Consider the following 24,551-nt stretch of genomic DNA (forward strand, 5'->3'; position numbering starts at 1 on the left):
ATTTGCTCAGCGCTTGGTGAAGTTGTTGCGCACCAGGTCGACCACATCATCCATGCGGCCATTGAGCACTGCCTTGGCGGAGTAGAGTGCGGTGGAGGCGACCTGGCCGGCCTCGATATGCGGCGGCATCACCAGTTCCATACGGTTGACCTTGACCTCGAGAATGCCGGGGCCTTCCTGAGCCAGCAGGCTCTGCACCGCCTCATCCAACTCGTGCTTCTCCTCGACGCGACGCCCCCACAGCCCCATGGATTGCGCCAGCAGCGAGAAGTCGGGGTTCTCAAGTTCGGTATAGCTATCCAGAATGCCATCCACCTTCTGCTCGAGCTCCACGAAGCCAAGTGTGCTGTTGTTGAAGATGACGATCTTGAGCGGGATCTTCTCCTGCTTGAGGGTCAGCAGGTCCCCCATCAGCATGGCAAGGCCGCCATCGCCACACATGGCGATCACTTGACGCTGCGGGTAGGCCTTCTGGATGCCGATGGCCTGAGGATAGGCGTTTGCCATGGTGCCATGCATCAGACTCGGCAGCGTGCGGCGCTTGCCGTTGGCCCGAATGTGGCGCAGGCACCACACCATGGGGCTACCGCCATCGGCAGTGAACACGGCGTCCTGGCTTGCATAACGGTCCAGCGACAGAGTCAGTTCCTGCGGGTGAATCAGGTGGTCATCATCAGATGTGACGGCGGCTTCATCGCGAGCCTCGAGATACTTCTTGCGGCAGCTGTCGAGCCAGCCACGATCATCACGCGGGTCCACCCTTGTCAGTAGCGCCGCGCAGGTGTCCTTGGCGCTGCCAACCACACCGAAGTCCACCGGATGACGCAGCCCAATCTTGCCGGGGTCGATATCGACCTGAATCACCGTCGCCTTGTCCGGATAGAACTGGGTCCAGGCGAAGCTGCAACCGAGCAGCAGCAAGGTGTCACAATCCGCGACGGCCTCGTAGCCGCCCTGCAGCCCGAATACGCCGGTCATGCCGACTTCGAGCTCGTTATCGGGCTCGATGAAGTCCTTGGCACGCGACGTCCAGGCTATTGGCGCCTTGAGTCGTCGTGCCAGCGCCAGCACTTCCTCCTGCGCATGCTGACAGCCGATGCCGGCATAGATCGAGACCTTGCCCGGCGCATTCAGCGCCTCGGCCACGGCGGCCAGCTCCTGCTCGCCGGGACGAATCACCGGCGTAAAGCGATGGGCACGCCACGGCAGCGAGCCCTTGGGCTTCTGGGTGAACAGATCCCCCGGGACGATCAGCACCGCGACCCCGCCTTCCGCCAGCGCCTTCTGCGCCGCGATGGCGACCATGCGGCGGGCATTCTCGGGGTTGGTCAGGTACTCGCAGAACACGCAGTACTGGGAATAGAGCGCCTTTTGATCGACATCCTGCGGGAAGCCGACGCCCATCTCGCTGGTATCGATCTGCGAGGCAATGAACACCACCGGCGCGCCATTGCGATGTGATTCGATCAGGCCATTCAGAAAGTGCGTGCTGCCCGGCCCACAGGTACCGGCACAGCAGGAAAGCTCGCCACTGATAAAGGACTCGCCCCCTGCCGCGAAACCGGCCACCTCCTCGTGCCGCACATGCACCCACTCCATCTCGGAGCGCCGAATGGCGTCGGTGAAGTGGTTGATGGTGTCACCCACGATGCCGTAGCAACGCTTGGCGCCGGCCTCAAGCAGTGAGTCGACGATGATCTCGGAGACGGATGCTGACGAAGATGTAGTTAGTGCCATGTAGGTGCTTTCCTTTTCCGGTGAACTTTCGGGTCAGGATGAGCAATGCATTCACTCATTCGAATAAACAGTGAACATGACCTTGGGTCCAAGCCGCGGATAACAATGGCCAGCCTCGAAACTCACGTTGGCACACCGCGTTGCGCCAAGCGTACGATGAGGCCATACACCCTGGAGGCTTGAGGAGAACACCATGCAGCAAGCAGCGGGAAGCAGTGGCTCAATCAGCCTCAACCCCGACAGCAAACGCACGTCCATGGGCGAGCTGCTGGGTGTCGAGCTGCCGATCATCCAGGCCCCGATGGCCGGGGTCACGACTCCACAGTTGGCGGCCGCTGTCTGCAATGCCGGTGGACTGGGCTCGCTGGGAGCAGGAGCCACTGATGCAGCAGGCGCACGCCGCATGATCCAAGAGTTGCAGTCACTGACCGACAAGCCCTTCAACATCAATGTCTTCGTGCATCAGGCCCCCGTTCATGACACAGAACGTCAAACGGAATGGCTCAAATGGCTGACCCCTCACTTCCAGGCCTTCGACACAGAGCCTCCTACCCAGCTCGATGCGCTCTATACCAGCTTTGCCGATGATCCTGACATGTTGGCGATGTTACTCGAGACTCGTCCGCCGATTGTCAGCTTCCACTTCGGACTCCCCTCTTCGCAGGCCATTGCTGCCTTGAAGACAGCGGGCATCTCGCTCTTCGCAACGGCGACCTGCCTTGAGGAAGCCATCGCCATTGAACGAGCTGGTCTGGACGCCATCGTGGCGCAAGGGTTTGAAGCCGGGGGACATCGCGGCATGTTCGATCCACAAGCCGCAGATGCCGAGCTGAGTACTGCCGCATTGACACGGCTGCTGGTACATGAGACGCACCTGCCGATCATCGCCGCGGGCGGCATCATGGATGGTGCGGGCATTGCCGCTGCTCTCGCATGTGGCGCCGTGGCGGCACAGCTCGGCACCGTCTTCATCGCCTGCCCGGAATCCAGCGCCGATGACGCCTATCGAGACGCACTCACCGGGCCAGCAGCGCATCACACGCGAATGACCTCGATCGTCTCGGGCCGTCCCGCGCGCATTCTCGCCAACCGATTCGCCAGCCTGATGGAGGAGCCTTCACGCCTCACCCCACCGGACTATCCTCTGAGCTACGCGGCAGGCAAGGCGCTCAACGCCGCAGCCAGATCAAAAGGGGAAACCGGTTTCGGGGCGCAATGGGCGGGGCAAGGGGCCCCGCTGGCCAGGGCAATGCCAGCAGGCCAACTTACACAAACGCTGGGAGAGGAATACCACAGGGCATGCCAGGCGATGACATGTCCGGCGATACGCTGTTGAGTCACCCGTTCACTCGACCAATTCCAGCACCTTGCTCATGCCCTGGTGCATATGCTCATCGATATGCGCGAGCATGTCCGGCAGCGAGTCACCGGTGGCAAGCGCCACATAGCGGTCATGGGCTTCACGCGATGGGCCGGGCCGCTGATGGGCCCGCTGGTGAAGCACGAAATAACACTGCAGGTGCGGTCGTATACGCTCCCAATCCGCCAACAGGAATTCATTGCCCGAGACCTCGTGGCACCAACCATGCAGATGCAGCTCGGCGATGATGGCGCCTTCACTGTCACGCCGCCCGATGGCGTCGCTCAAGGCGTGCTGACGCCGAATCAGCTCGTCAGTCATCTGCACGGTCTTGATCGGCCAGAGAATATTGAAGGCCATTCTCTCCAGCCCCGCGCGATAGGCGTACAACTGGGCGAGATGGGCATGATCGAAATGACGGACTCGCACACCCTTGTAGGGCTCACTGACCAGCAACCCCGTACTCAGCAGATGGCGCAAGGCCTCTCGTACCGGCACCCGGCTGACGCCGAGTGCCTTGGAGAGATAGGCTTCAGTGAGCTTCATGCCCGGGACAAGAGTGCCCGACGCGATGAGGTCCTGGATCTGCTCAGCCACGCCCGACCACAGGGTGTCAGGGCGATGCAGCTTGCTGAAATCGTTCATGCCTTGCGAATCCCTCTGGTCACTTGCTCTCCTCAAGATAGGCTTCATAGAAGGCATTCAACTGCCGATAGGCCGGCCCCATTTCCCCTATTCCGATCGTGCGACCATCAATGCACACGACGGGGGTCAGACCGCCTAAGGTACCGGTCACGAAGGCCTCTTCGGCACTATACACTTCAGCCAAAGTGAAGTCCTTTTCCCGCACCACCAGGCCGTTGCTGGCCGCCAGGTCAATCACTGCCTTGCGGGTCAGGCCATTGAAGTTGCAAAGGCCGGTGGAGGTCCAGACTTCACCCTTGCGCACGATGAAGAAGTTGGTGGAGTTGCAGCTGGCCACGAAGCCACGGCTATCCAGCATCAAGGCTTCATCCGCCCCGGCGTGCAATGCCTGAATCAATGCCTGGATGAAGTTGAGACGACTGTGGGAATTCAGGCGCAGGTCGAAGACATCCGGTGTGCTGCAGCGGAAGGTCGAGGTGAACAGCTTGATACCCTTCTGCTTGCGCTCGACATCGATCTTCTTGTATTCCGCCACGACGACGACCGTCGGGCCCTCGAGCACGAAGCGCGGGTCCTGGTTGGGCGTGCTCTTCAAGCCACGCGACACCATCAGACGGATATGAACACCATCGTGCATGTCATTGACGCGCAGCGTCTCGCGGATGATGCCGATCATGTCGGCGCGGCTCATGCCAAGGTCCAGATCGATCGAATTGGCGCCCTCGAACAGACGATCCATATGCGCATCAATCGCCAACAGCTTGCCATTGATCAGACGCATCCCTTCCCAGATGCCATCCCCGAGCACGAAGCCACTGTCAAAGATCGAAACCGTCGCTTCGTTGCGCTTCTTGAACTCGCCATTGACGTAGATGAGGACGTCATCGTTGCGCGGATCGGAGACATACGCCTGAGAACTGATAGTGGACATGGCCATGATCAAGCTTCCTGAGAAAGAGGTGAAGTTGTGACGGAATGTGCGGAATTCAGGGCGCGGCGCCCCTTCCAGAACGCGAGCCCGGTCATGGCGCTGATGAGACAGCCAGCCATGAAGGCGAAGTGATAGAACAGGTACGGGAGGTAATCGAGGGTCGCCACGCCGGTGGTGGCCGCCATGAAGACAGCACCGCTGGTCCAGGGAATCATCGGGCAGGACAAGGTGCCACCGGCCTCGCAATTGCGCGAGAGCACCCGTCGCTCGATATCCTGCTGCTCATAGAGATTGCGAGTCATGGCCGAGGCCGTGAACAACGAGACATAGGCGGCGCCACCGAAGACTGAGCCGAAGAATCCGCAGGTCACGGTGATGAGGGTAAGGCTGACGTCCCCCTTCACCATCCGCGACAGACGATTGCCCACCGAACGGATGACGCCGAGGCTTTCCATCAGCCCGCCGAGTCCGAGCGCGAAGATGACGATGACGACCACCGGCAACATGGACTGGATGCCGCCGCGGCTGAGAATCCCGCCGATCGTGGAGCCTTCCAAGGTCTGGGAATAGCCCTGATACAGCGACATGGCAGCTTCGAGAGGCGTTGCGCCCTGCACCCACCAGGCACACAGCACACCGAGGAAGGCCCCTATCGCGATCACCGGAATGGCGGGCTTGCGTGCCATCAGAAGACCGAGGGTGATCAACAACGGCAACAGCAACATCGGGCTGATCACGAATAGGGCATCCAGGTCACTCAACATCACCTGAGCGGACTGCATGGCTTGGGTTGATGCCGCGGAATCCATGCCCAACAGGTAGAAGCCGCCCAGTACGAGCACACCGGCAGGCAAGCCAACCCAGGCCATGGAGCGCACGTGATCGATCAGGGAGACATCACACAGAGAGGACGACAGGATGGTGGTGTCGGACAGCGGGGAGATGGCGTCACCGACATAGGCGCCAGAGATCACGGCCCCTGCCACATAGGGCAGCGGAATCTCGAACCCCGCACCGACGCCCATCATCGCGACGCCGACAGTCCCCACCGAGGCAAAGGAGGTACCTGTGACCAGGCTGGTCAAGGCGCAGGCCAGAAACGCGATGGGCAGGAAGGTACCCGGGTGGACGAGACTCAGGCCGTAATAGATGACGGTCGGCACGATGCCACCCGCGATCCAGGAGCCGACCACCGCGCCCACACAGGTAATGATCAGCACGCCTTCCATGCCACGCATGATGCCTTTCATCAGGCCCGCCTGCAGGCTGGGGTACGGCACCTTCAACATCCAGCCACACAGCATCAGCAGGAACCAGGCAGCGAACAACGCCAGTGCCACCGGCACCTTGAGCAGCAGGACGCTGGACATCAATAGACAGAATGCCAGGAAGATTCCCGACAGGGATGCCCCGTTCAACTCCGGGACGGAGGGGTTTTCAGTTGTCATGACTGCACCTTCTTAGAATTGTATACAGTACACACTAACTCTATACCGACCTTCCCGAGAGGCGCAAGCAACTTGTGTGAGCCCATAGACTCGAGCCCCTCATCAGGGAGTGATGAGGGGCTCGAAGCATGCTGACCTTGTTGATTCATGCCATTGGCTTACTCCTTGGCTGCCTTTCGCTTTCTTGCTCCATTCTCTACTGCCCCCTCTCTGCTCCTACCTCTACTCCCCTCTCGACTCCGCTCTCTATCCCCCTCCTGCCTCTGTTCTCTGGCCTGCCACCATCGGGTCAGGCTGCGCATCGGCGTTATTTCTTCTGTATTTCAAGATGTTAATGACGGCAGCCAAACGCTTTACATGTGAATGAAAAAATACTTAAAAAATTTCACTTGAACGATTTTACTCGCCGTCTATTTTCATTTGTGACGCGAGAAGATTCATCGAGTGCTGTATCAGCTGCAGCGCATTCACTGACGATGGATGGGGACCTAGCCGGTTCGATGAAGGGCGACGTCCCAGCCCCAGCCCCCGCTCCCATGACAACAATAAAATCTGCTCTCGATATTCCTGTCGGCTTGTCAGGTGTCTGACGAGATCTGGCGTGGAGCATCAGGGCCCCTTCCTGGAGGCACCCCAGTGACAGCAACACGCAACCCCGCAGCGGCTGAGCGCGCTGTTAGCAACGGCGTTCCGCGCTCATCCGGTCTGCTTGGCGACTACGACAAGGGGCTGTTCTGGCCCGTCCTCAGCATATATCCTGATCATGATCTACGCCCTGGCGGCGCCGGAGCAGACCGGCGCGGCGCTGTCCGGCATACGTGACTTCCTGATCTTCAATTTCGGCTGGAGCTTCGTGCTCGGGGTCGCCGCGACGCTGATCTTCAGCTTCTATCTGTTGCTCAGCCCCTTCGGCAGCATCCGCCTGGGGCCGGATGATTCACGTCCTGAGTTCAGCTATGTGGCGTGGATCTCGATGATCTTTAGCTGCGGGCTGGGCATTGGCTTCGTGTTCTTCAGCGTCGCCGAGCCATTGACGCACCTCTACACCTCCTCGCATGTGCAGGACCTCAATCAGGTCGGCCAGCAGGCCGGGGTATCAACCGCGATCCGCAACACCCTGATGGACTGGGGCATGAATGGCTGGGCACTGTTTGCCGTGGCCGCCTGGGCCATCGCCTTTCCGGCCTATCGCCTCGGGCAGCCGCTGACGGTCGCCACCGGTCTATATGGTCTTCTGGGGGAGCGCTGCAACAGCAGTCTGTGGGGAAAGCTTGCCAACGGGCTTGGCGTGATCGGTACCATCGGCGGCAATGCCACCATGATCGGGCTGGGCGTCACCTCCATCAGCTATGCCTTGAAGGTGCTGTTCGGACTCGAGTTCGGCGCCTTCGGTCAGGCCATGGTGATGCTGGTGATCATCATCGCCTACGTGGCATCGGCGGCGACCGGCATCGGGCGCGGCATCAAGTACCTCAGCCTGCTCAACATGATCATGGCCGGCGCCATATTGCTGGCGCTGCTGGCCTTCGGTCACGCCCCGGCGCAGTACCTGCTGAACATGATCACCCAGCAGTTCGGTGACTACTTCGGCTCGGTATTCGTCAACCAGTTCTGGACCGACGCGGGCAGCTTCGAACAGCGTGAGTGGGTGGGCTGGTGGATGATCTTCTACTGGCTCTGGTACATCTCCTATATCCCCCTCTGCGGCGGTTTCATCGCGCGCATCTCCCGCGGCCGCACCCTGCGCGAATTCGTGTTCGGCGTGGTGGTGGTGCCGATGCTGCTGTCGATCGTGTGGTTCAGCATCTGGGGCGGCTCGGCCGGCTATGCCGAGGTCAATCAGATCGTACCGCTGTGGGAAAGCGTGCAGGGCAATCCGGAATCCGGCATCTACCTGTTGCTGCAGAGCATGCCCGGCGGCTGGTGGCTGTGCCTCGCGGTGCTGTTCAACATCATCGTCTTCGCCGTCACCACCTCGGATTCGGCCTCGTTCTTCTCGGCCATGCAGGTCTCCAATGGCAACGAGAACCCGAAGATCCTGATGCGCCTGCTGTGGGGCGTGATCATCGGCGTCACCGGCATCGTCTTCCAGCTCGCCGGTGGCTTCACCGCCATCAAGTGCCTGGCGATCGTGGTCGGCGCGCCCTTCTTCCTCGTCAGCATCGCTTACATGTTCTCGGTCTATCGCATGCTCAAGGCGACCCATGAACAGCCCGCGACGGCCATGCAGCCGGCCCCTCAGGTAAAGCCTCTGCCTGCCGAAGCCGTTGAGCCGGAAGCCCCAAGTGCTGTCTCACCCACCACGCCAGCTAGTACGCCCGCGCCGCCCTCCCTCCCGGGGTCGGGAAGCCAACCCATCCCGGGCGCGACCTAAACGGCATGACGGGCTCACGTCGACTCGAGCAGGCAAGTCACCCGAGCGCAACGCGCACGAACCAACACCGCCATTGATCGCCAATGACAATGATCACCAATGACAATGATCACCAATGACAACGATCACCAATGACAACGATCGCCAACAACAAGACGGATGGTGACCCACGATGACTGTCAAGCAGCCTTACAACCCTCACTACGACCCTCTCAAGGACAGCTCCCCAGGCGAAGGAGTGGATTATGCGCCGAGCTACTGGCGCTACCACGCAGGGCCGCCGCCAGAGAATGATGGCCCGGTCACTGACGACATGGAGGCCGACGTGGTGCTGATCGGTGCCGGCTTCACCGGCCTTGCCACGGCGATGTTCCTGGCGCGCGAGCATGGCATCAAGGCGGTGGTGCTGGAGGCCAATCAGATCGGCTGGGGCTGCACCAGCCGCAATGGCGGCCAGGGCCATCTGGCCTGGGGGCGCCTGAGTCGCAGCCAGTGGGTCAGGAAATGGGGCGTCGACATGGCGCGCCAGTTGCACGCCAATAGCCTGGAGGGTTTCGAGGTCTTCAAGTCCCTGACCCAGGACCCGGAGGTGGACTGCGAGCCTCAGCCACTGGGCAATCTGCTGATCGCCCACAGTCCGCAGGCCATGCAGCATCTCGAGGCCGAATCACGCCTGTGCAACAACATCCTCGGCTACCGGACCCGAACGCTGGACCGCGCGTCAGTGCATCGTGACTTCATGGGCGATCAGGAGAGTCACGGTGCGATGCTCGAGCCTGAAGGCATCGCGGTACAGCCGCTCAAGCTGGCCTACAGCTACGCGCGTATCGCGCGCCACCATGGCGCCAGAATCCACACCAGCAGCCCGGTGCAGCACTGGACAACCGAGAACGGCATCCACTATCTGCAGACGCCGGGTGGCACGGTGAAGGCGCGCGCGGTGGGCTATACCAGCCCCAATCTTCACTCGCTGACCGCCTATCGCAACATGCCGATCATGGCCAATTCGGTGTGGACGCGCACCCTGACCGACGATGAGATCGAGGCTTGTGGCCTGCGTTCGACCATCCTGACCACGGACACACGCAAGCTGCGTTATTACTATCGCCTACTACCCGAGAAACGCCTGCAGATCGGCACGCGTAGCGCCATCAGTGGCGCGGATGCGCAGAATGCCCGGCATCTGGATGTGGTGCATGAGGCCATCGCGCGCAAGTTCCCGGCGCTGGCCGGCATCGAGACGCCGTGGTTCTCGCATGGATGGATATCTCCCACGACATGATGCCGCGCATCGTGCAGCCGGACCCAAGCAGCAGATCTTCTACTCCCAGGGCTACAGCGGCAACGGCGTGTCGTTCTCGGCCTATGCCTCCAAGCAGCTGGCCGCGCTGATCGCCGGGCAGTCGTTGCCGGAGGCCCATCTGCCGATCTTCAACTCGCCGCTGCCCGCCCATCCACTCAGACCTATCCGGCGCATGGGCCAACACCTGCTCTACAAGTATTTCCAGGTGCTGGACAAGGTGAGCTGAGTAACGCCCCGCGCGAGTTCCGCCACTGATCGCCTCTATCACTTCTCAATACGCCGCGGCGCACTCCAATGCCGTCGCGACACCTCCCACTGACATGCCTCTTGCGGCATGCAAGCACCAGAGAGACGCACCATAAATCGTGAACAGATGACCGCAATGTTCGACGCCTTCAATCGCCACGCCATCGATGAGGTCATGGAGTACTTCGCCGACGATGTGGTCTTCGACACCGTGTCCGGCGATGAGGCGCACGGCACGCGTATCGTCGGTAAAGCCGCCGTGCGCGACGCCTTCGTGAATACCTGGACGACAATGCCCGATGTGCAGTGGGCCAAGGGCGAGTTCTTCTTCGCCGATCAGCGCGTCGTCTCCGAATGCACCTTCATGGCGACCCAGCCCGATGGCCAGCGTGTCGAAGCCGACAGCGTGGATCTCTTCACCATCGAGAAGGGCAAGATCACCCGCAAACAGGCCTTCCGCAAGCAGCGACCGGCCTTTACTCCAGCTGCCTGAGGGTAACGCGCAGCGCATACGCAAAAGGCCAGTCATCATGACTGGCCTTTTGCGTATCAACATCTATCTCGACACGACGATTTGATAACGACACAGGCTTATCTCTTGACGCCGCATGCTGATAATCTTGCTGATGAAAACCGCTGTATGCTTTTCATCCACATGAAACGCCACTCATTGACCGCCAGTTCCCATTGCCAAGAGGAAACCGGATGACCACGGACACAGACTCCTCACAGGCATCAACCGACAGCACACTAAGCAATGCAGAACAGGAAGACCGCCGTATCGGCAGGCAGCTGCGCGACCTGCGCAAGTCCCGCCAGCTGACCTTGAACCAACTGGCAGGCCAAGTCGGCAAATCCGTCGGCTACCTGAGCCAGGTGGAGCGTGGCGTCTCCTCGCTGCCCATCGGAGTGTTGCAGACGCTGAGTGACGCCCTAGACGTGCGCGTCAGCTGGTTCTTCCAGCCGGGCGGCAGTGACTCGGCGGCCGAGCAGGAAACTATCGTGCGCGCGGATCAGCGCCGCGCCATGAACCTTGGCACCATCGGTGCACGGGAAGAATTGCTCTCCCCTCGCCTGAGCGGTCAGCTCATCCTGATCATGACCCGCCTGCAGCCCGGTGGCAGCGGCGGCGAGACACCGCGTGAGCGGCGCGGTGAGGAAGCGGGCTATGTGGAAAGTGGCCAGCTGGAGCTGACCCTCGGCGAACAGATCTTCCTGCTCAACCCGGGCGACAGCTTCTCGCTCACCGGGGAAGAACCCCACTGGATTCGCAATCCCGGCGAGACCGAGACCCGCATCGTCTGGGTGATGACGGGCGTGGAGTACTGAGGCAGCGCGCTCAGGGGCTGCTTGTTCGCGCCATTTTATTTTCCTTCACTTATATACACCCCGCTGATGCATGTCCCTTCTGTTTCATGGCCCTCTTGGTTCATCTCCTCTCTCAATGGGGCATCTTGTCGCGCGTGGTGTAATAGACGCTATCGATATGCGAGAGCATGGCGCGTTCAGCAGCATCCGGGTCACCGGCACGTAGCGCCTCGACAATACGCACATGCTCTTCATAGCTGCGCTTGATCGAGCCGTGTTCGGCCATGACCTGGCGGCGAATGTTGAGCGCGTAGGTATAAAGCTCATCGGCATAGCGGATCAGGATCTCGTTGCGCGAGTATTCGGCGATGACGTGATGGAAGTTCTGATCCGAGAGCTGGAAGTTCACCGGCGAGTCGAAGTGCTGTGACTGGGCTTCCAGCAAGGCGTCCAGCTTCTTGAGCCCTGCTTCATCGATGTGCCGCGCAGCGCGGCGGGCGATGGCCGATTCCACCACGATCCGGCTCTCGAAGACGCTCTCGATATCCAGGTTGTTGAGCTCATCACCCTGTTGACGTGCGGGATGATTGCGGAAGCTGTCGATCACGGCCTCACTGGCACAGACGCGTGACTTGCTGCCGTGCGAGACATTCAAGAGGCCATAGCCCGTCAACAGCGCCAGCCCCCCGCGCACGGTCTCACGACTCACTTCAAACAACTGTGCCAGCTCACGCTCGCTGGGCAGCTCATCTCCATCGCGCAGCAGCCCCGTCAGGATCATCTCGATGAGCTTGTCGGCGAGAATTTCCTTCTTGGTCTGATTCTTCAGCGCTTTCTCGAAGGCGAAAGGCGTCTGCTTCATGCAGCCTCCACTGGTATATATTTCATACCAGCATAACCGACAACCGCATATCACGCATCCACAAACCGACCATGGTCGCAATTTTCGAGAAAACCTTGACCGATCAGCGTGGGCTCGGCTAATTTTTATCTCAACTGGTCCGGTAAACCAACCAGCAGACCATAAAGTGCGAATTGATTGAAGAAACCAACAACAACGCCAACTCTCACAAGGCTGGAATTCACATGTCAGCAACACGCCCTGTCATTGCCCTTACCCTTGGTGACCCCGCCGGTATCGGCCCGGAGCTGATCGCGCGCCTGGTCGCCGAACCCGAGCAATTCGCCGAGACCCACAGCGTGCTGGTCGGCGATCAGTGGCTGTGGGAGCAGGGCCAACGCCAGGCCGGTCTCTTCACCCAGCTGCCGCGCGTCGCAAGCTTCGCCGAGGCCCGCGAGCATGAAGGCCTGTCATTGATGCTGGTGGAAAGCGTGGCCCAGCAGGACGTGACGCTGGCCGAGGAAAGCGCCGCCTGTGGCGCCTCGACCCTCGCGGTGCTGTCTCGCTGCCTGGAAGCAGCCCAGAACGAGGAAGTCGACGCCATCTGCTTCGCGCCGCTCAACAAGCTGTCGATGAAGAAAGGTGGCCTCGGCCATGAGGACGAGCTGCACTTCTTCGCCGAGAAGCTCGGAGTCGAAGGCTATTTCTGCGAGTTCAACACCCTGGGGACGCTGTGGACCTCGCGCATCTCATCGCACATTCCGCTCAAGGACGCCGCCGAGTACGTCACCCAGGAGCGCATCATCGCCGCCAGCCAGCTGATTCATGACTCGCTGAAACTGGCCGGCTTTGAGCGTCCGCGCATCGCCGTCGCCGCCTTCAATCCCCACGGCGGCGAAGGTGGCACCTGTGGCCGCGAGGAAATCGACGTCATCGCGCCGGCCGTCGCGCGCTGCAATGAACAGGGCTACCCGGTCGAAGGCCCCTTCCCGGCCGACACCATATTTATCAAGGCGCGAGATGGCGAGTACGACGCCATCGTGACCATGTACCACGACCAGGGGCAGATCGCGATCAAGCTGCTGGGCTTCAAATCCGGCGTCACCGTCCAGGGCGGCCTGCCCATCCCCATCACCACGCCGGCCCACGGCACCGCCTTCGATATCGCAGGCCTTGGCAAGGCGGACGTCAACCCGACCCGCAATGCCTTCGCGATCGCCAAGCGCATGGGCACCAACCTGCGTGCACTGCGTCTCGAGACCGCTTTTGCCTGATGCCCTTGCGCCTCTCGCTCATGAACCTGAATCAACGCCATCCACAACAAGGATAATTCGATGAAGATCACCAACGTCAGAACCCGCGTCTTCGAATGGAAAGGCCACACCGTCCCTCCGACCGCCCACTTCTGCTCCAACGCCATGGACGAGCTGTGGGACAAGGGCGACTCGATGGGCACCTTCCGCTTCCACGGCTGGACAGTGGTGGAGATCGAGACCGACAACGGCCTGGTCGGGCTGGGCAACGTGGCGCTGGCGCCGCGCATCGCCAAGGCGATCATCGATCAATACCTCACGCCGCTGATCATCGGTCAGGACCCCTTCGACTACGAATACCTGTGGCAGCGCATGTACCGCTCCACCCACGCCTGGGGCCGCAAGGGCATCGGCATGGCCGCCATCTCCGGCGTCGATATCGCCATCTGGGACATCATGGGCAAGGCGGTCGGCAAGCCGGTCTTCAAGCTGCTGGGCGGGCGCACCAAGGAGAAGATCCCCTGCTACGCCTCCAAGCTCTACCGCACCGACCTCAAGGGCATGCAGGAAGAGGCCCAGTCCTATCTGGACCAAGGCTTCACCGCCATGAAGATGCGCTTCGGCTACGGTCCGCGTGATGGGGTCGAGGGCGTGCGTGCCAACCTGGATAGCGTGGCCGCCGTGCGCGAAGTCATCGGCGAGGATGTCGACCTGATGCTCGAGTGCTACATGGGCTGGAACCTGGACTACGCCAAGCGCATGTTGCCGAAGCTGGAACGCTTCCAGCCGCGCTGGCTGGAAGAGCCGGTGATCGCCGATGACATCGATGGCTACGCCGAACTCAATCAGCTGACCAGCATTCCCATCTCCGGCGGCGAGCACGAATTCACCCATTACGGCTTCCGCCAGCTGCTGGAAAAGCGCGCCGTCTCCGTCATCCAGTACGACACCAACCGGGTCGGTGGTATCACCGCCGCGCGCAAGATCAACGCCCTCGCCGAGTCCTTCAGCGTGCCGGTCATCCCGCACGCCGGCCAGATGCACAACTACCACCTGACCATGGCCTCACTGGCCTCCCCGATGAGCGAGTACTTCCCGGTGCATGATGTCGAGATCGGCAACGAGCTCTTCTACTACATCTTCAAGGGTGACCCGGAGCCGGTGAACGGCTTCATCGACCTCGACGAAGAGACCCCGGGGCTGGGCCTCGAGCTGAACAGCGACTACTTCGATCAGTTCAACATCATCGAGTGAGGAAGCCATCATGAGACTCGTCCAACTTCGCACCGCCAATGGCCCGCGGGTCGCCGTGGTCGAAAGCCGCGACCAGCTGCGCCTGCTCGACTTCCCCGGTGGCACCTATGAGCTGGCCTCCCGCGCCATCGAGCTGGGCATCGGGCTCAGCGCGCTGATCGAACAGCACTACTCGCACACCCTGGTCGACTACAAGCAGGCGATCGATCGCCGCGAACTGCTGCCGCCGGTCACCCACCCCGATCGCGCGCGCTGCACCGTCACCGGCACCGGCCTGACCCACCTGGGCAGCGCTGACACCCGCGATGCCATGCATGCCGCCGCCCAGGCACAGAGCGAGAATGACGCCAACGTCACCGACTCGATGCGCATGTTCCGCATGGGCCTCGAGGGCGGAAAGCCCGCCGCGGGTCAGGTCGGCGCGCAGCCGGAATGGTTCTACAAGGGTGACGGCAGCATCGTGGTCGCGCCGGAAACCGCGATCAGCGTGCCGGCCTTCGCCGAGGATGCCGGCGAGGAGCCCGAACTGGTCGGCCTGTACCTCAACGATGCCAATGGCCAGCCGCACCGCATCGGCTACGCCGTGGGCAACGAATTCTCCGACCACATCACCGAGCGCGCCAATTATCTGTGGCTGGCCCACTCCAAACTGCGCGCCTGCAGCTATGGACCTGAGCTGCTGATCGGCGAACTGCCCCAGCACCTGGAAGGCACCAGCCGCATCACCCGCGAAGGCCAGACCCTGTGGGAGAAACCCTTCCTGACCGGTGAGGCCAACATGGCCCACAGCCTGGCCAACCTGGAACACCACCATTTCAAGTACGCCCAGTTCCGCGCGCCCGGTGACCTGCATGTGCACTTCTTCGGCACTGCCACGCTGAGTTTCGCCGATCAGATCAAGGTGCAGGAAGGAGACCGCTTCGAGATCGAACTGCCGGCCTTCGGGCGCGCACTGCGCAACCCGGTCGCGTTCGAGTCCCACGACAACCAAGCGGAACAGCCATCCGCCATGGCGGTGCTGTAAACACTGCCGATCAGCACAAGAAGTAGAGCAAGGATCAGGGTCTTGAGAACCCCGCCATCACACGGCCCTGATCCCGGCAGCACCAGCAGTACCAATAGCACCAACAGCAGCACCAGCGTCAACACGCCGCCTAAGCATCACGACAATAACGAGAAAAGGGTTTCGCCATGACAACCTCACGCCACCACACCACCGCCACCCTCCTGTCCGCCGCCCTACTCAGCCTGGCGATGACAGGCACCGCCACTGCCGCTACCTCGCTGACCTTCGCGCATGCCCACCCGGTCACCGATTCGCAGCATCTGGCCGCCGAGCGCTTCGCCGAACGTCTCGCCGAGCGCAGCGCGGGAGAATTGACGGTCAAGATCTTCCCCAACGGCCAGCTGGGCAATGACCAGGCGATGATTTCCGGTGTCCGCAGCGGCACCATCGACCTGGAGCTCTCCGGCAATCCCTACTTCAGTGGTCTGGTCAGCGAACTCAACGTGCTGGACCTGCCCTTCCTGTTCGATACCCGCGAGCAGGCCTATCAGGTACTGGACGGCGAGGTCGGTCAGAACCTGCTGACTGCCATGCAGCCTCAACAGATCGAAGGCCTCGCCTTCTGGGAAATCGGCTTCCGCAACCTGACCAACTCGCGCCGCGCGGTAGAGACCGCCGAGGACATCAGCGGCCTGACGCTGCGCACCACCCCGAACCCGGCGCATATCGCCGCCTTCCAGGCCCTCGGTGCCAACCCGACTCCGATGCCCTTCGCGGAGCTTTATACCGCGCTGGAAACCCGCACCGTGGATGGCCAGGAGAATCCGGTCAGCCTGATTCGCTCCGCCAACCTGTATTCGGTGCAGGACCATCTGTCACTGACCGCGCACGCCTATACCGCCGCGCCCTTGATCATGAACAAGCAGACGTTCGACAGCCTCGCCCCCGAACTTCAGACGCTGATCAAGGAAGAAGCCCGCGAAGCGGCCCGCTATCAGCGCCAGCTCAATCATGACAATGAACAGGGCGATCTGGCCTTCCTCGAGGAACAGGGCATGCAGGTCGTGCGCGAACCCGATACCGCCAGCATGAGGGCCAAGGTCGCCGAGCCGGTGCGCGCCGAGTTCACTGCCAAGCACGGCAGCGAGCTGCTGGAACGCATCGACGCCGCTCTCGCCCACTGATCAGGCTCGCCTGACTTGCCACTGGAAGGAAGCTCGCCATGCTCTCTGACTCACTCCAATCCCCGGTGATGACTGCGTCTCTTGCCGAACTGGGCGAGCAACGCGAGCGCTATCTGGCCACGCAGCAGGATGAAGATCTGCCGATCATCGATGCCCACATGCATGTCTGGGACCCGACGCGCAATTACCACCCCTGGCTGTGCGATGAGCCGATGATTCCCTTCCGCTACGGCGACTATGCCGCGATTCGTCGCCCCTACCTGCCCGCCGAGCACCTCATGGCAGCGGGAAAGGCGCATCGCGTGATGGGCTGCGTCTACATGGAAGCGGAATGGGCGCGGGGCGATGCGCTCAAGGAAGTGCGCTGGGTCGAGGAGACTGCCCGCGAGACCGGCTGGCCGAATGCCATGATCGCCCAGGCCTGGCTGGATCAGGACGACATCGCCGAGCAACTCGCAACGCTGTGTGAGCCACGTTCCCCCCGTGGCAGCCTGGTCATGGGCATTCGACACAAGCCGGCCGCGCTGGAACGTCATGATCCGAGGCTTGCCACCCACACCATGCCCGGCTCGCTGCGCTGCCCGCGTTATCAGTACGGCGTCAGTGAAGTCGCGCGTCGCGGGCTGATCTTCGAGCTGCAGGTGCCCTGGTGGCACCTCGAGGAACTGTTGCCACTGCTGGGCCGCCACCCCGAGATGCCGGTGGTGATCAATCACGCCGGCGTGCCCGGTGATCGTCATCCCGACACCCTGCGTCAGTGGTCACGGGCCCTCGCCAAGGTCGCCGCCTGGCCCCAGGTGATGATCAAGTTCTCGGGGCTCGGCATCGTGGGTCAGCCCTGGCGGCTGGAAGACAACCGTGAGGTCTTTGCCATCGTGCTGCGCCATTTCGGGGTCCACCGCGTGATGTTCGCCAGCAACTTCCCGGTCGATGGGCTGGTGACCTCACTCGATACGCTGCTGCAGGCATTCAAGGACCTCAGCCGCTCCTTGAGTCCCGAACACCGCCTCAAGCTGTTCTGCGACAACGCCGTGCGCCGCTACCGCTTGAACGCTACCGCCTGACCGGAATGACGACGACCGCCACGACAGCGATTGCCACAACGACAGCCTCTATAACAACAACTTGCAAGGAATTCGCCATGCTTACCCGCCACGCCCTGTCCCATAAAGCTCTGATCAAGACAGTCTCCGCGCTGGGACTGATGCTGACCTTCGCGACCACTGCCCACGCCGAGATCACCGCGCGCATGGGCACCAGTCTGCCGGATGCCCACCCCCAGACGCTGGGGGCCAAGAAGTTCGCACAACTCATCGAGGAAAGATCCGACGGCGAGATCACCGTCAAGGTGTTCTCCAACGGCATTCTGGGCAACGACGTCAACATGACCTCGATGCTGCAGTCCGGGACCCTGGATTTCACCGTACCGTCCACCGCGACCCTCAGCAGTCTCAATCCTGACTTCAACATCGTCAGCCTGCCCTTCCAGTTCGATGACAGTACACATGCGGACGCGGTGCTGGATGGCGAGGCTGGCCGAGCCCTGCTCGCAAGCCTCGATGACAAGCAGCTAGTGGCACTCGAGTACTGGGAAAACGGCTTCCGTCACATGACCAACAGCCGCCGACCCATCGAGACGCTCGAGGACATCGAAGGCCTCAAGATTCGCACCATGCAGAATGCGCTCTATATCGACCTCTTCAATGGGCTGGGTGCCAACGCCGTGCCCATGTCGGTCAATGAGCTGTTTACCGCCATGGAGACCCGCACGGTGGATGGCCAGGAAAACCCCTACACCGTGATCGACGCCAAGCGCTTCTTCGAGGTCCAGAAGTATCTTTCGCGCACCGCGCATGCCTATGACGCCCTGGTGCTGGTCGCCTCGGCAGGCTTCATGCAGTCACTCGATGAGGCGCAGCGCCAGCTGGTCCGCGAGGCCGCCCGTGAAGCCACGCTCTATCAGCGCGAACAGAGCCGCGCCCTGAACGAGGAATTGCTGAGTGCCCTTGAGAAGAAGATGGCCGTCAACGTGGTCGCGGACAGTGAGCGCCAGCGCATGCGTGAGGCCCTGGCACCGGTGATCGAGCAGCACACCCAGGCGCTTGACGCAGACGTGGTGACGCAGTTCCAGACCGCCCTGGCCGACGCGCGCTGAACACTTTCATCAGCGCCTGTGTCATCAGCCCCTGACATCAGTCCCAGCCACCGACACGCGGCAGCGCCCTTTTCGCTGCAACCAGAGGGGCGCAATGACAGCGCTGCCGCACCGTCATCGAGATGCCTCCCTCGGGGATGACACCATGAACAAACTGACCCAAGAGATGCCGTTATCCATGTCGATCAAACCGCCCTCTGCCACGCACGCCGAGTCCCGCAAGGCCGCTGGCGCCGAGCAGAACAAGGCAGCTCCGCAGGACAAGACAACTGTGCAGGAAAAGACAGCCCCGCAGGACACGGCCGCCCACTCGAACATTGCCGTCGGCATCACGGCGCTGTTCAAGGGACTCGAGAAGACCCTGACCCTGCTGATGGTGCTGGCGCTGGTGGCGATGATCGTACTGGTGTTCGTCAATGTGGTGCTGCGCTACGGCTTCAACAGCGGCATCTCGATCAGTGTCGAACTGTCCCGCTTCCTGTTCGTGTGGGTCACCTTCATGGGTGCGGTCACGGCGCTGATCCGCCAGGAGCACCTAAGCGTCAATACCTTCGTCGACAAGCTGCCTGCGGCCATGCGCGCAGGGCTTGATCGGCTGGTGACCCTGGCGATGCTCGGCTGCTGCCTGATGCTGCTCAAGGGCAGCTATGCCCAGACGGTGCTCAACTGGAACAACCTCTCTCCCATCAGCGGCATTCCGGTCGGCGTCTTCTATCTCGCCGGCCTGATGGCAGGCGTGCTGATGTCGCTGATTCTGCTCTGGCGTCTGCTGACGCCGCTGGTACTGCATGCTGTCACGCCGCGCGTCGCGCCGAGCCACGCCTCTGATTCGCAAGGAGATACGCCATGACCATCGGGCTCTTCCTCGGCTCCCTGCTGGCCGCCATCGGCCTGAGCCTCCCCATCGCCTTCGCCCTGCTGGTCAGTGCCATCGTATTGATGCTGCATTTGGATCTGTTCAACTCGCAGATCCTGGCCCAGAACCTGGTCAATGGCGCCGATAGCTACACCCTGCTGGCCATTCCCTTCTTCCTCACCGCCGGCGAAGTGATGTCGCGCGGCGGGCTTTCCCAACGCATCGTCACACTGGCGATGTCACTGGTGGGCCACCGCAAGGGCGGGCTCGGCTTCGTCGCCATCTTCGCCGCCATCGTCATGGCCAGCCTGTCCGGTTCCGCCGTCGCCGATACCGCGGCGCTGGCCAGCATGCTGCTGCCGATGATGCGCAAGGCCGGCTACCCGCTGGGCCGCTCCTCCGGCCTGATGGCCGCCGGTGGGATCATCGCGCCGATCATTCCGCCCTCCATTCCGCTGATCATCATCGGGGTCGCCGGTGGCATCTCCATCGGCAAGCTGTTCCTCGCCGGCATCGTGCCGGGCCTGATCATGGGCGTGACCCTGGTAGTGATGTGGCTGTTCATGACCCGCAAGGAAGATCTGGTGGTCACGAAGAAGGCCAGCGGGCGTGAACGCCTCAAGGCACTCAAGGACAGCTTCTGGGCCATCATGCTGCCGGTCATCATCATCGGCGGCATCAAGAGCGGCATCTTCACCCCGACGGAGGCCGGTGTGGTCGCGGCGGTCTACGCCATCTTCGTCGCCACCGTGGTCTACCGCGAACTCGACCTCAGCCAGCTCTACGCCGTGCTCGCCCAGGCTGCCCGCAGCACCGCCATCGTGATGTTCCTGGTCGCTGCGGCGATGGTCGCCTCCTGGCTGATCAGCATCGCCCAGCTGCCGCTGATGGTGGCCGGCCTGCTGCAGCCGCTCGCCGATGATCCGCGCATCCTGATGCTAGCCATCATGGGTATCGTGCTGGTGGTCGGCATGGTGATGGACCTGACGCCGACCATTCTGGTGCTCACGCCAATCCTGATGCCCATCGTCAAGCTGGCCGGCATCGACCCGGTCTACTTCGGGATCATGTTCGTCCTCAACTGCGCCATCGGCCTGATCACCCCGCCGGTCGGCAACGTGCTCAACGTGATCACCAGCGTCGGCAACCTCAAGTTCGAGAAGGCGGTCAGTGGCGTCGCGCCCTTCGCCCTCGCCTATGTGGTGATTCTGCTGCTGTTCATTGCCTTCCCGCAGATCATCACCGCGCCGCTTTACTGGATGACCGACTGACCCCGTGGCAACCACAACCACGAAGCCACAAAGGAAGACTGAAAGAAGGCAAGACGCCAACGACACGCCACTTGCTTAGACAGTCGCCCACTAAGACAGCCGCCCACAAAGACAACAAGAGAGCCATTCAATGACACCCATGATCAAGACGACCCTCGCCAGCCTGCTGTTGATCGCCCCTCTGAGTGCTGCCCATGCCCAGATGACGCTCAAGCTGGCCCACGCCGCCCCGACCACCGATACCCAGCAGCAGGCGGCGGAGCGCTTCGCCGAGCTGGTCAAGGAAGGTACGGATGGCGAGATCACCGTCAACATCTTCGGCAATGGTGTGCTCGGGGGCGACCAGCAGATGATCGCCGGCGTGCGCAGCGGCACCATCGATATCGAGATGTCCGGCAACCCCAACTTCGCAGGTCTGCAGCCGGCGCTGGGCGCCTTCGATCTGCCCTACATCTTCCCGGACCGCAAGACGGCCTATCAGGTGCTAGACGGCAAGGTCGGCGACGATGCCCTGGCTCTGCTCAAGGAAGACAACCTCAAGGGCCTGGCCTTCTGGGAGGTCGGCTTCCGCGCGATGACCAACTCCAAACACCCGATCAAGACGCCCGCCGATGTCGACGGCCTGGTGATGCGCACCAACTCCAACAAGTCGCTGATCGAGGCCTTCTCGTTGCTGGGTGCGAATCCGGTGCCGATGCCGCTGGGCGAGCTCTACACCGCGATGGAAACCGGCACGGTCGACGCGCAGGACCACCCGATCAGCATCGTCTGGTCGGCGGGCTTCTATGAGGTCCAGGACTACCTGTCATTGACCAATCAGGCCTACACCTCACTGCTGATGGTGATGAACGACGACAAGTTCGAAAGCCTGTCACCAGAATATCAGCAGGTACTGGTAAGCGCGGCGCGGGAGGCCGGCGATTATCAGCGTGAACTGAACGCGAAGAACGAGCAGAAGATTCTCGCTGAACTGGCCGACAAGGGCATGAAGATCGAGACCGATGTCGATACCGCCGCCTTCCAGAAGGTCGTGCTGCCGACCTGGGACAGCTATATCGCCGCCAATGGTCGCGACTGGATCGATGCCATCCAGGGCGCCAGCCAGGCCAGCGCCGATGTCGATGTCGATGTCGATGACAAAGCCGAACCGCAAGGCACGCAGAAGACCACGGCCGCCGTGACGCAGTAACGCCCATCCGTTCTATCGCCTTGCTTATCTGTCACCCCAGCGAGGGCACAAGTCCTTGATAACCAGGCCCTGACGGCACCCTCGCTGATTGGAGAAATGTCATGTCCCGAGATGTTCTGCTGCTCAACCAGAAATGCGCACACACCCTGAGCCTGTTCGACGCCACCAGCGGCGAGGAACTCCACCACCTGCGCCTGCCGGATTACCCGCATGAGTTCGTGGTGGATTCCACCGGCCGCTACGCCTTCGTGGGTCACTACGGCATCCTCGGTGCCGACTGTATCGGCGACCAGGGCGGCTGCTCGGTATTCGTGGTCGATCTCGAGACCTTCACGCTGATCAATACGCTCAGCACCTGGCCTTACTATCGTATCCACGGTCTGGGCATCGATGACCAGGACCGCCTCTACGCCATGAGCGAAGGCCACAACACCCTGCTGCTGTTCAACACGCCCCTGACCCAGACCACGCCGGATCTGGCCGTGTCCTCTGGTGGCTACAAGACGCACCTGTTCGCGCTCACCAAGGCCGGCGACTGGGCCTACGGCATCAATCTGCTCAGCAATACCATCACCAAGTTCAAACCTCACGATGCCACCTTCACGCCCATCGCGATGATTCCGGGCCGCAAGCCCGAGGGCAACAGTCTGTCCGCCGATGGCCGCACCCTGTTCATCAGTAACCGCGATGACGACAGCATCGTGGCGGTGGATACCGAATCGATGACCGTGCGCGCCTCGGCGACCACCGGTCGAGATCCCAACCGCATCTACCGTGACCCCAAGGGGCGCCTGATCACCACCAATTACGGGGAAAGCTCGCTGTCATTGTTCGATGAGGCGCTGGCGCCGCTGGGCACCATCCAGCTTGAGGCGATTCCCATCGCGATGAGCTTCCACCCCGATGGCGAGAAAGCCTTCGTCTCGCTCAAGGGCGATCGCATCGCGGTGCTGGATCTGGAGAGCGGCCAGGTACGCAGAAGCTTCGCGACACGCGCCGAGCCGGACGTGTCCTGCCTGCTGGTGCGTGACCACTGAGTCAATCGGCACTTGATGCTTCCAACCAGAATACGAGCCAGTCATGACGGATACCACACTCAGGCACGAGCCTTCACACAGTCAGCCGCTGATCGATGCGCACCATCACTTCTGGGCCCTGGATGGCCAGGTGGCGTACCCCTGGCTGGAAGAGTCGCCGGTGGAGAACTTCTTTCTCGGCGATTACGCCACGATCCGCCGGCCCTTTATGGCCACGGACTTGAAGCGCCTGGTGCCTGAGGGCTTCCGGCTGGTGGGCAGTGTGCACTGTGAAGCCGAGGCCGCACGCTCGCAGGCACTGGAAGAGACGCGCTGGATCACCCGACAGCAGGCCACTCATGCACTACCCAGCGCGCATGTCGGCTGGGCCGCCTTCGGCACTGACGAGTGCGCCACTCAGCTGGACGCTCAGCGTGAATCGCCGCTGTTTCGCGGCGTGCGCGCCAAACCAGTCACCGCCGCCACGCCCCAGACCCGCCAGTCGGTGGTGGGCGCCAGCGGCAGTCTGCAGGACCCGCGCTGGTGCGAGGGACTGGCGCTGCTCACGGAGCATGACCTGAGCTGGGACCTGCGCGTGCCCGCCTGGCATCTTGAAGAGGCAGCCGCGACGCTTGCGGACTTCCCCGGCTTGCGCGTCATCCTCAACCACAGCGGGCTGCCGTGGGATCGCACGCCGCAAGGACTCGCCCAATGGCGCGCAGGCATGCGGGAGCTTGCCGATAACCCGAATGTCGCCGTCAAGCTGTCGGAATTGGGCACGCCCTGGCATGCCTGGGATGCCGACGCCAATCGAGAGCTGCTGTGTGAAGTGCTGGATATCTTCGGTGTCCAGCGCTGCCTGTTCGCCAGCAACTTTCCGGTCTCCGGCCTCAAGGTCAGCTATGGCGACTGGCTAGCGCTGGTGACTAGCGCCATTGAACAAACGACGAGCGCCGATCTGCGCCAGAACACCCTCGACAAGGTGCTCCACGACAACGCCATCCACTGGTATCGGCTACCGATTACCGCTATCGCATCGCCTACGGACGCTGCTGCTGTAACCAGCTCCACCGCAACCTCTATTACGACCTCTACTACGACCTTTACTGCAACCCACAAGACACCCACGGCCTGACTCAACCTGCCTCAGGGCTTCACTTATCAAGGAGAAGAC

The 24,551-nt window shown here is 61.8% G+C and carries 22 protein-coding genes; 17 read left to right on the forward strand and 5 right to left on the reverse strand.

What is annotated here, in order from left to right:
- Positions 1-6 precede the first annotated feature (6 nt).
- Positions 7-1,737, reverse strand: a complete 1,731-nt coding sequence (locus tag LCW13_RS10920; RefSeq protein WP_176677351.1) for a thiamine pyrophosphate-dependent enzyme — start codon at positions 1,735-1,737, stop codon at positions 7-9.
- Positions 1,738-1,993: 256 nt separating this feature from the next.
- Here LCW13_RS10920 and LCW13_RS10925 point away from each other — a divergent pair, with 256 nt between their 5' ends.
- Positions 1,994-3,073: an NAD(P)H-dependent flavin oxidoreductase gene (locus tag LCW13_RS10925; RefSeq protein WP_176678394.1), complete on the forward strand. Its 1,080-nt coding sequence runs from the start codon at positions 1,994-1,996 to the stop codon at positions 3,071-3,073.
- A 9-nt stretch (positions 3,074-3,082) separates the two neighbouring features.
- Here LCW13_RS10925 and LCW13_RS10930 read toward each other — a convergent pair whose 3' ends face one another.
- The 3 genes from LCW13_RS10930 to nhaC are packed head-to-tail and all read right to left on the reverse strand — an operon-like array spanning position 3,083 to position 6,121.
- A complete protein-coding gene (locus LCW13_RS10930) occupies positions 3,083-3,742 on the reverse strand; it encodes a GntR family transcriptional regulator (RefSeq protein WP_176677352.1) in 660 nt (219 codons plus the stop codon).
- 19 nt (positions 3,743-3,761) lie between these two features.
- On the reverse strand, positions 3,762-4,679 hold the full coding sequence (locus LCW13_RS10935; protein ID WP_225346887.1) for an aminotransferase class IV: 918 nt from the start codon (positions 4,677-4,679) through the stop codon (positions 3,762-3,764).
- A 2-nt stretch (positions 4,680-4,681) separates the two neighbouring features.
- Entirely contained in the window at positions 4,682-6,121 is a 1,440-nt protein-coding gene (nhaC, locus tag LCW13_RS10940; protein WP_176677354.1) for a Na+/H+ antiporter NhaC, read from the reverse strand.
- Between the two features lie 709 nt (positions 6,122-6,830).
- Here nhaC and LCW13_RS10945 point away from each other — a divergent pair.
- From LCW13_RS10945 to LCW13_RS10965, 5 genes are all read left to right on the forward strand, one after another.
- Complete coding sequence (locus LCW13_RS10945) at positions 6,831-8,495, forward strand: BCCT family transporter (protein ID WP_263643032.1); 1,665 nt, start codon at positions 6,831-6,833, stop codon at positions 8,493-8,495.
- 172 nt (positions 8,496-8,667) lie between these two features.
- A complete protein-coding gene (locus LCW13_RS10950) occupies positions 8,668-9,777 on the forward strand; it encodes an NAD(P)/FAD-dependent oxidoreductase (protein ID WP_225346888.1) in 1,110 nt (369 codons plus the stop codon).
- Entirely contained in the window at positions 9,752-10,024 is a 273-nt protein-coding gene (locus LCW13_RS10955; RefSeq protein WP_225346889.1) for a hypothetical protein, read from the forward strand. Before LCW13_RS10950 ends, LCW13_RS10955 begins: the two co-directional genes overlap by 26 nt.
- Positions 10,025-10,171: 147 nt before the next feature.
- Positions 10,172-10,537, forward strand: a complete 366-nt coding sequence (locus tag LCW13_RS10960; RefSeq protein WP_225346890.1) for a nuclear transport factor 2 family protein — start codon at positions 10,172-10,174, stop codon at positions 10,535-10,537.
- Positions 10,538-10,749: 212 nt separating this feature from the next.
- The gene (locus tag LCW13_RS10965) at positions 10,750-11,373 is read left to right on the forward strand and encodes a helix-turn-helix domain-containing protein (RefSeq protein ID WP_176677357.1); all 624 of its coding nucleotides are present in this window, start codon (positions 10,750-10,752) and stop codon (positions 11,371-11,373) included.
- 112 nt (positions 11,374-11,485) lie between these two features.
- On the opposite strand, the gene LCW13_RS10970 is transcribed toward LCW13_RS10965, so the two are convergent.
- Entirely contained in the window at positions 11,486-12,214 is a 729-nt protein-coding gene (locus tag LCW13_RS10970) for a FadR/GntR family transcriptional regulator (RefSeq protein ID WP_153636113.1), read from the reverse strand.
- Positions 12,215-12,438: 224 nt separating this feature from the next.
- Here LCW13_RS10970 and LCW13_RS10975 point away from each other — a divergent pair, with 224 nt between their 5' ends.
- From LCW13_RS10975 to LCW13_RS11025, 11 genes are all read left to right on the forward strand, one after another.
- Positions 12,439-13,467, forward strand: a complete 1,029-nt coding sequence (locus tag LCW13_RS10975) for a 4-hydroxythreonine-4-phosphate dehydrogenase PdxA (protein WP_176677358.1) — start codon at positions 12,439-12,441, stop codon at positions 13,465-13,467.
- Positions 13,468-13,527: 60 nt separating this feature from the next.
- Complete coding sequence (locus LCW13_RS10980; RefSeq protein WP_024952543.1) at positions 13,528-14,700, forward strand: L-rhamnonate dehydratase; 1,173 nt, start codon at positions 13,528-13,530, stop codon at positions 14,698-14,700.
- A gap of 10 nt (positions 14,701-14,710) precedes the next feature.
- Entirely contained in the window at positions 14,711-15,724 is a 1,014-nt protein-coding gene (gene araD1 / locus LCW13_RS10985; RefSeq protein WP_176677359.1) for an AraD1 family protein, read from the forward strand.
- 167 nt (positions 15,725-15,891) lie between these two features.
- Complete coding sequence (locus LCW13_RS10990) at positions 15,892-16,890, forward strand: TRAP transporter substrate-binding protein (RefSeq protein ID WP_176677360.1); 999 nt, start codon at positions 15,892-15,894, stop codon at positions 16,888-16,890.
- A gap of 38 nt (positions 16,891-16,928) precedes the next feature.
- The gene (locus LCW13_RS10995; RefSeq protein WP_176677361.1) at positions 16,929-17,954 is read left to right on the forward strand and encodes an amidohydrolase family protein; all 1,026 of its coding nucleotides are present in this window, start codon (positions 16,929-16,931) and stop codon (positions 17,952-17,954) included.
- Between the two features lie 77 nt (positions 17,955-18,031).
- On the forward strand, positions 18,032-19,045 hold the full coding sequence (locus tag LCW13_RS11000; protein WP_176677362.1) for a TRAP transporter substrate-binding protein: 1,014 nt from the start codon (positions 18,032-18,034) through the stop codon (positions 19,043-19,045).
- Positions 19,046-19,190: 145 nt separating this feature from the next.
- The gene (locus LCW13_RS11005) at positions 19,191-19,895 is read left to right on the forward strand and encodes a TRAP transporter small permease (RefSeq protein ID WP_225346891.1); all 705 of its coding nucleotides are present in this window, start codon (positions 19,191-19,193) and stop codon (positions 19,893-19,895) included.
- A complete protein-coding gene (locus LCW13_RS11010; protein ID WP_176677364.1) occupies positions 19,892-21,172 on the forward strand; it encodes a TRAP transporter large permease subunit in 1,281 nt (426 codons plus the stop codon). The genes LCW13_RS11005 and LCW13_RS11010 overlap by 4 nt, the downstream gene beginning before the upstream one ends.
- A 130-nt stretch (positions 21,173-21,302) precedes the next feature.
- Entirely contained in the window at positions 21,303-22,361 is a 1,059-nt protein-coding gene (locus tag LCW13_RS11015) for a TRAP transporter substrate-binding protein (protein WP_176677365.1), read from the forward strand.
- A 101-nt stretch (positions 22,362-22,462) separates the two neighbouring features.
- Positions 22,463-23,398 (forward strand): YncE family protein, encoded by a 936-nt coding sequence (locus LCW13_RS11020; protein ID WP_176677366.1) that lies wholly within the window; start codon positions 22,463-22,465, stop codon positions 23,396-23,398.
- A 43-nt stretch (positions 23,399-23,441) separates the two neighbouring features.
- The gene (locus tag LCW13_RS11025) at positions 23,442-24,512 is read left to right on the forward strand and encodes an amidohydrolase family protein (protein WP_176677367.1); all 1,071 of its coding nucleotides are present in this window, start codon (positions 23,442-23,444) and stop codon (positions 24,510-24,512) included.
- Positions 24,513-24,551: the final 39 nt, after the last annotated feature.

The organism is Cobetia amphilecti, from assembly GCF_020217465.1.
Taxonomy (GTDB): domain Bacteria; phylum Pseudomonadota; class Gammaproteobacteria; order Pseudomonadales; family Halomonadaceae; genus Cobetia; species Cobetia amphilecti.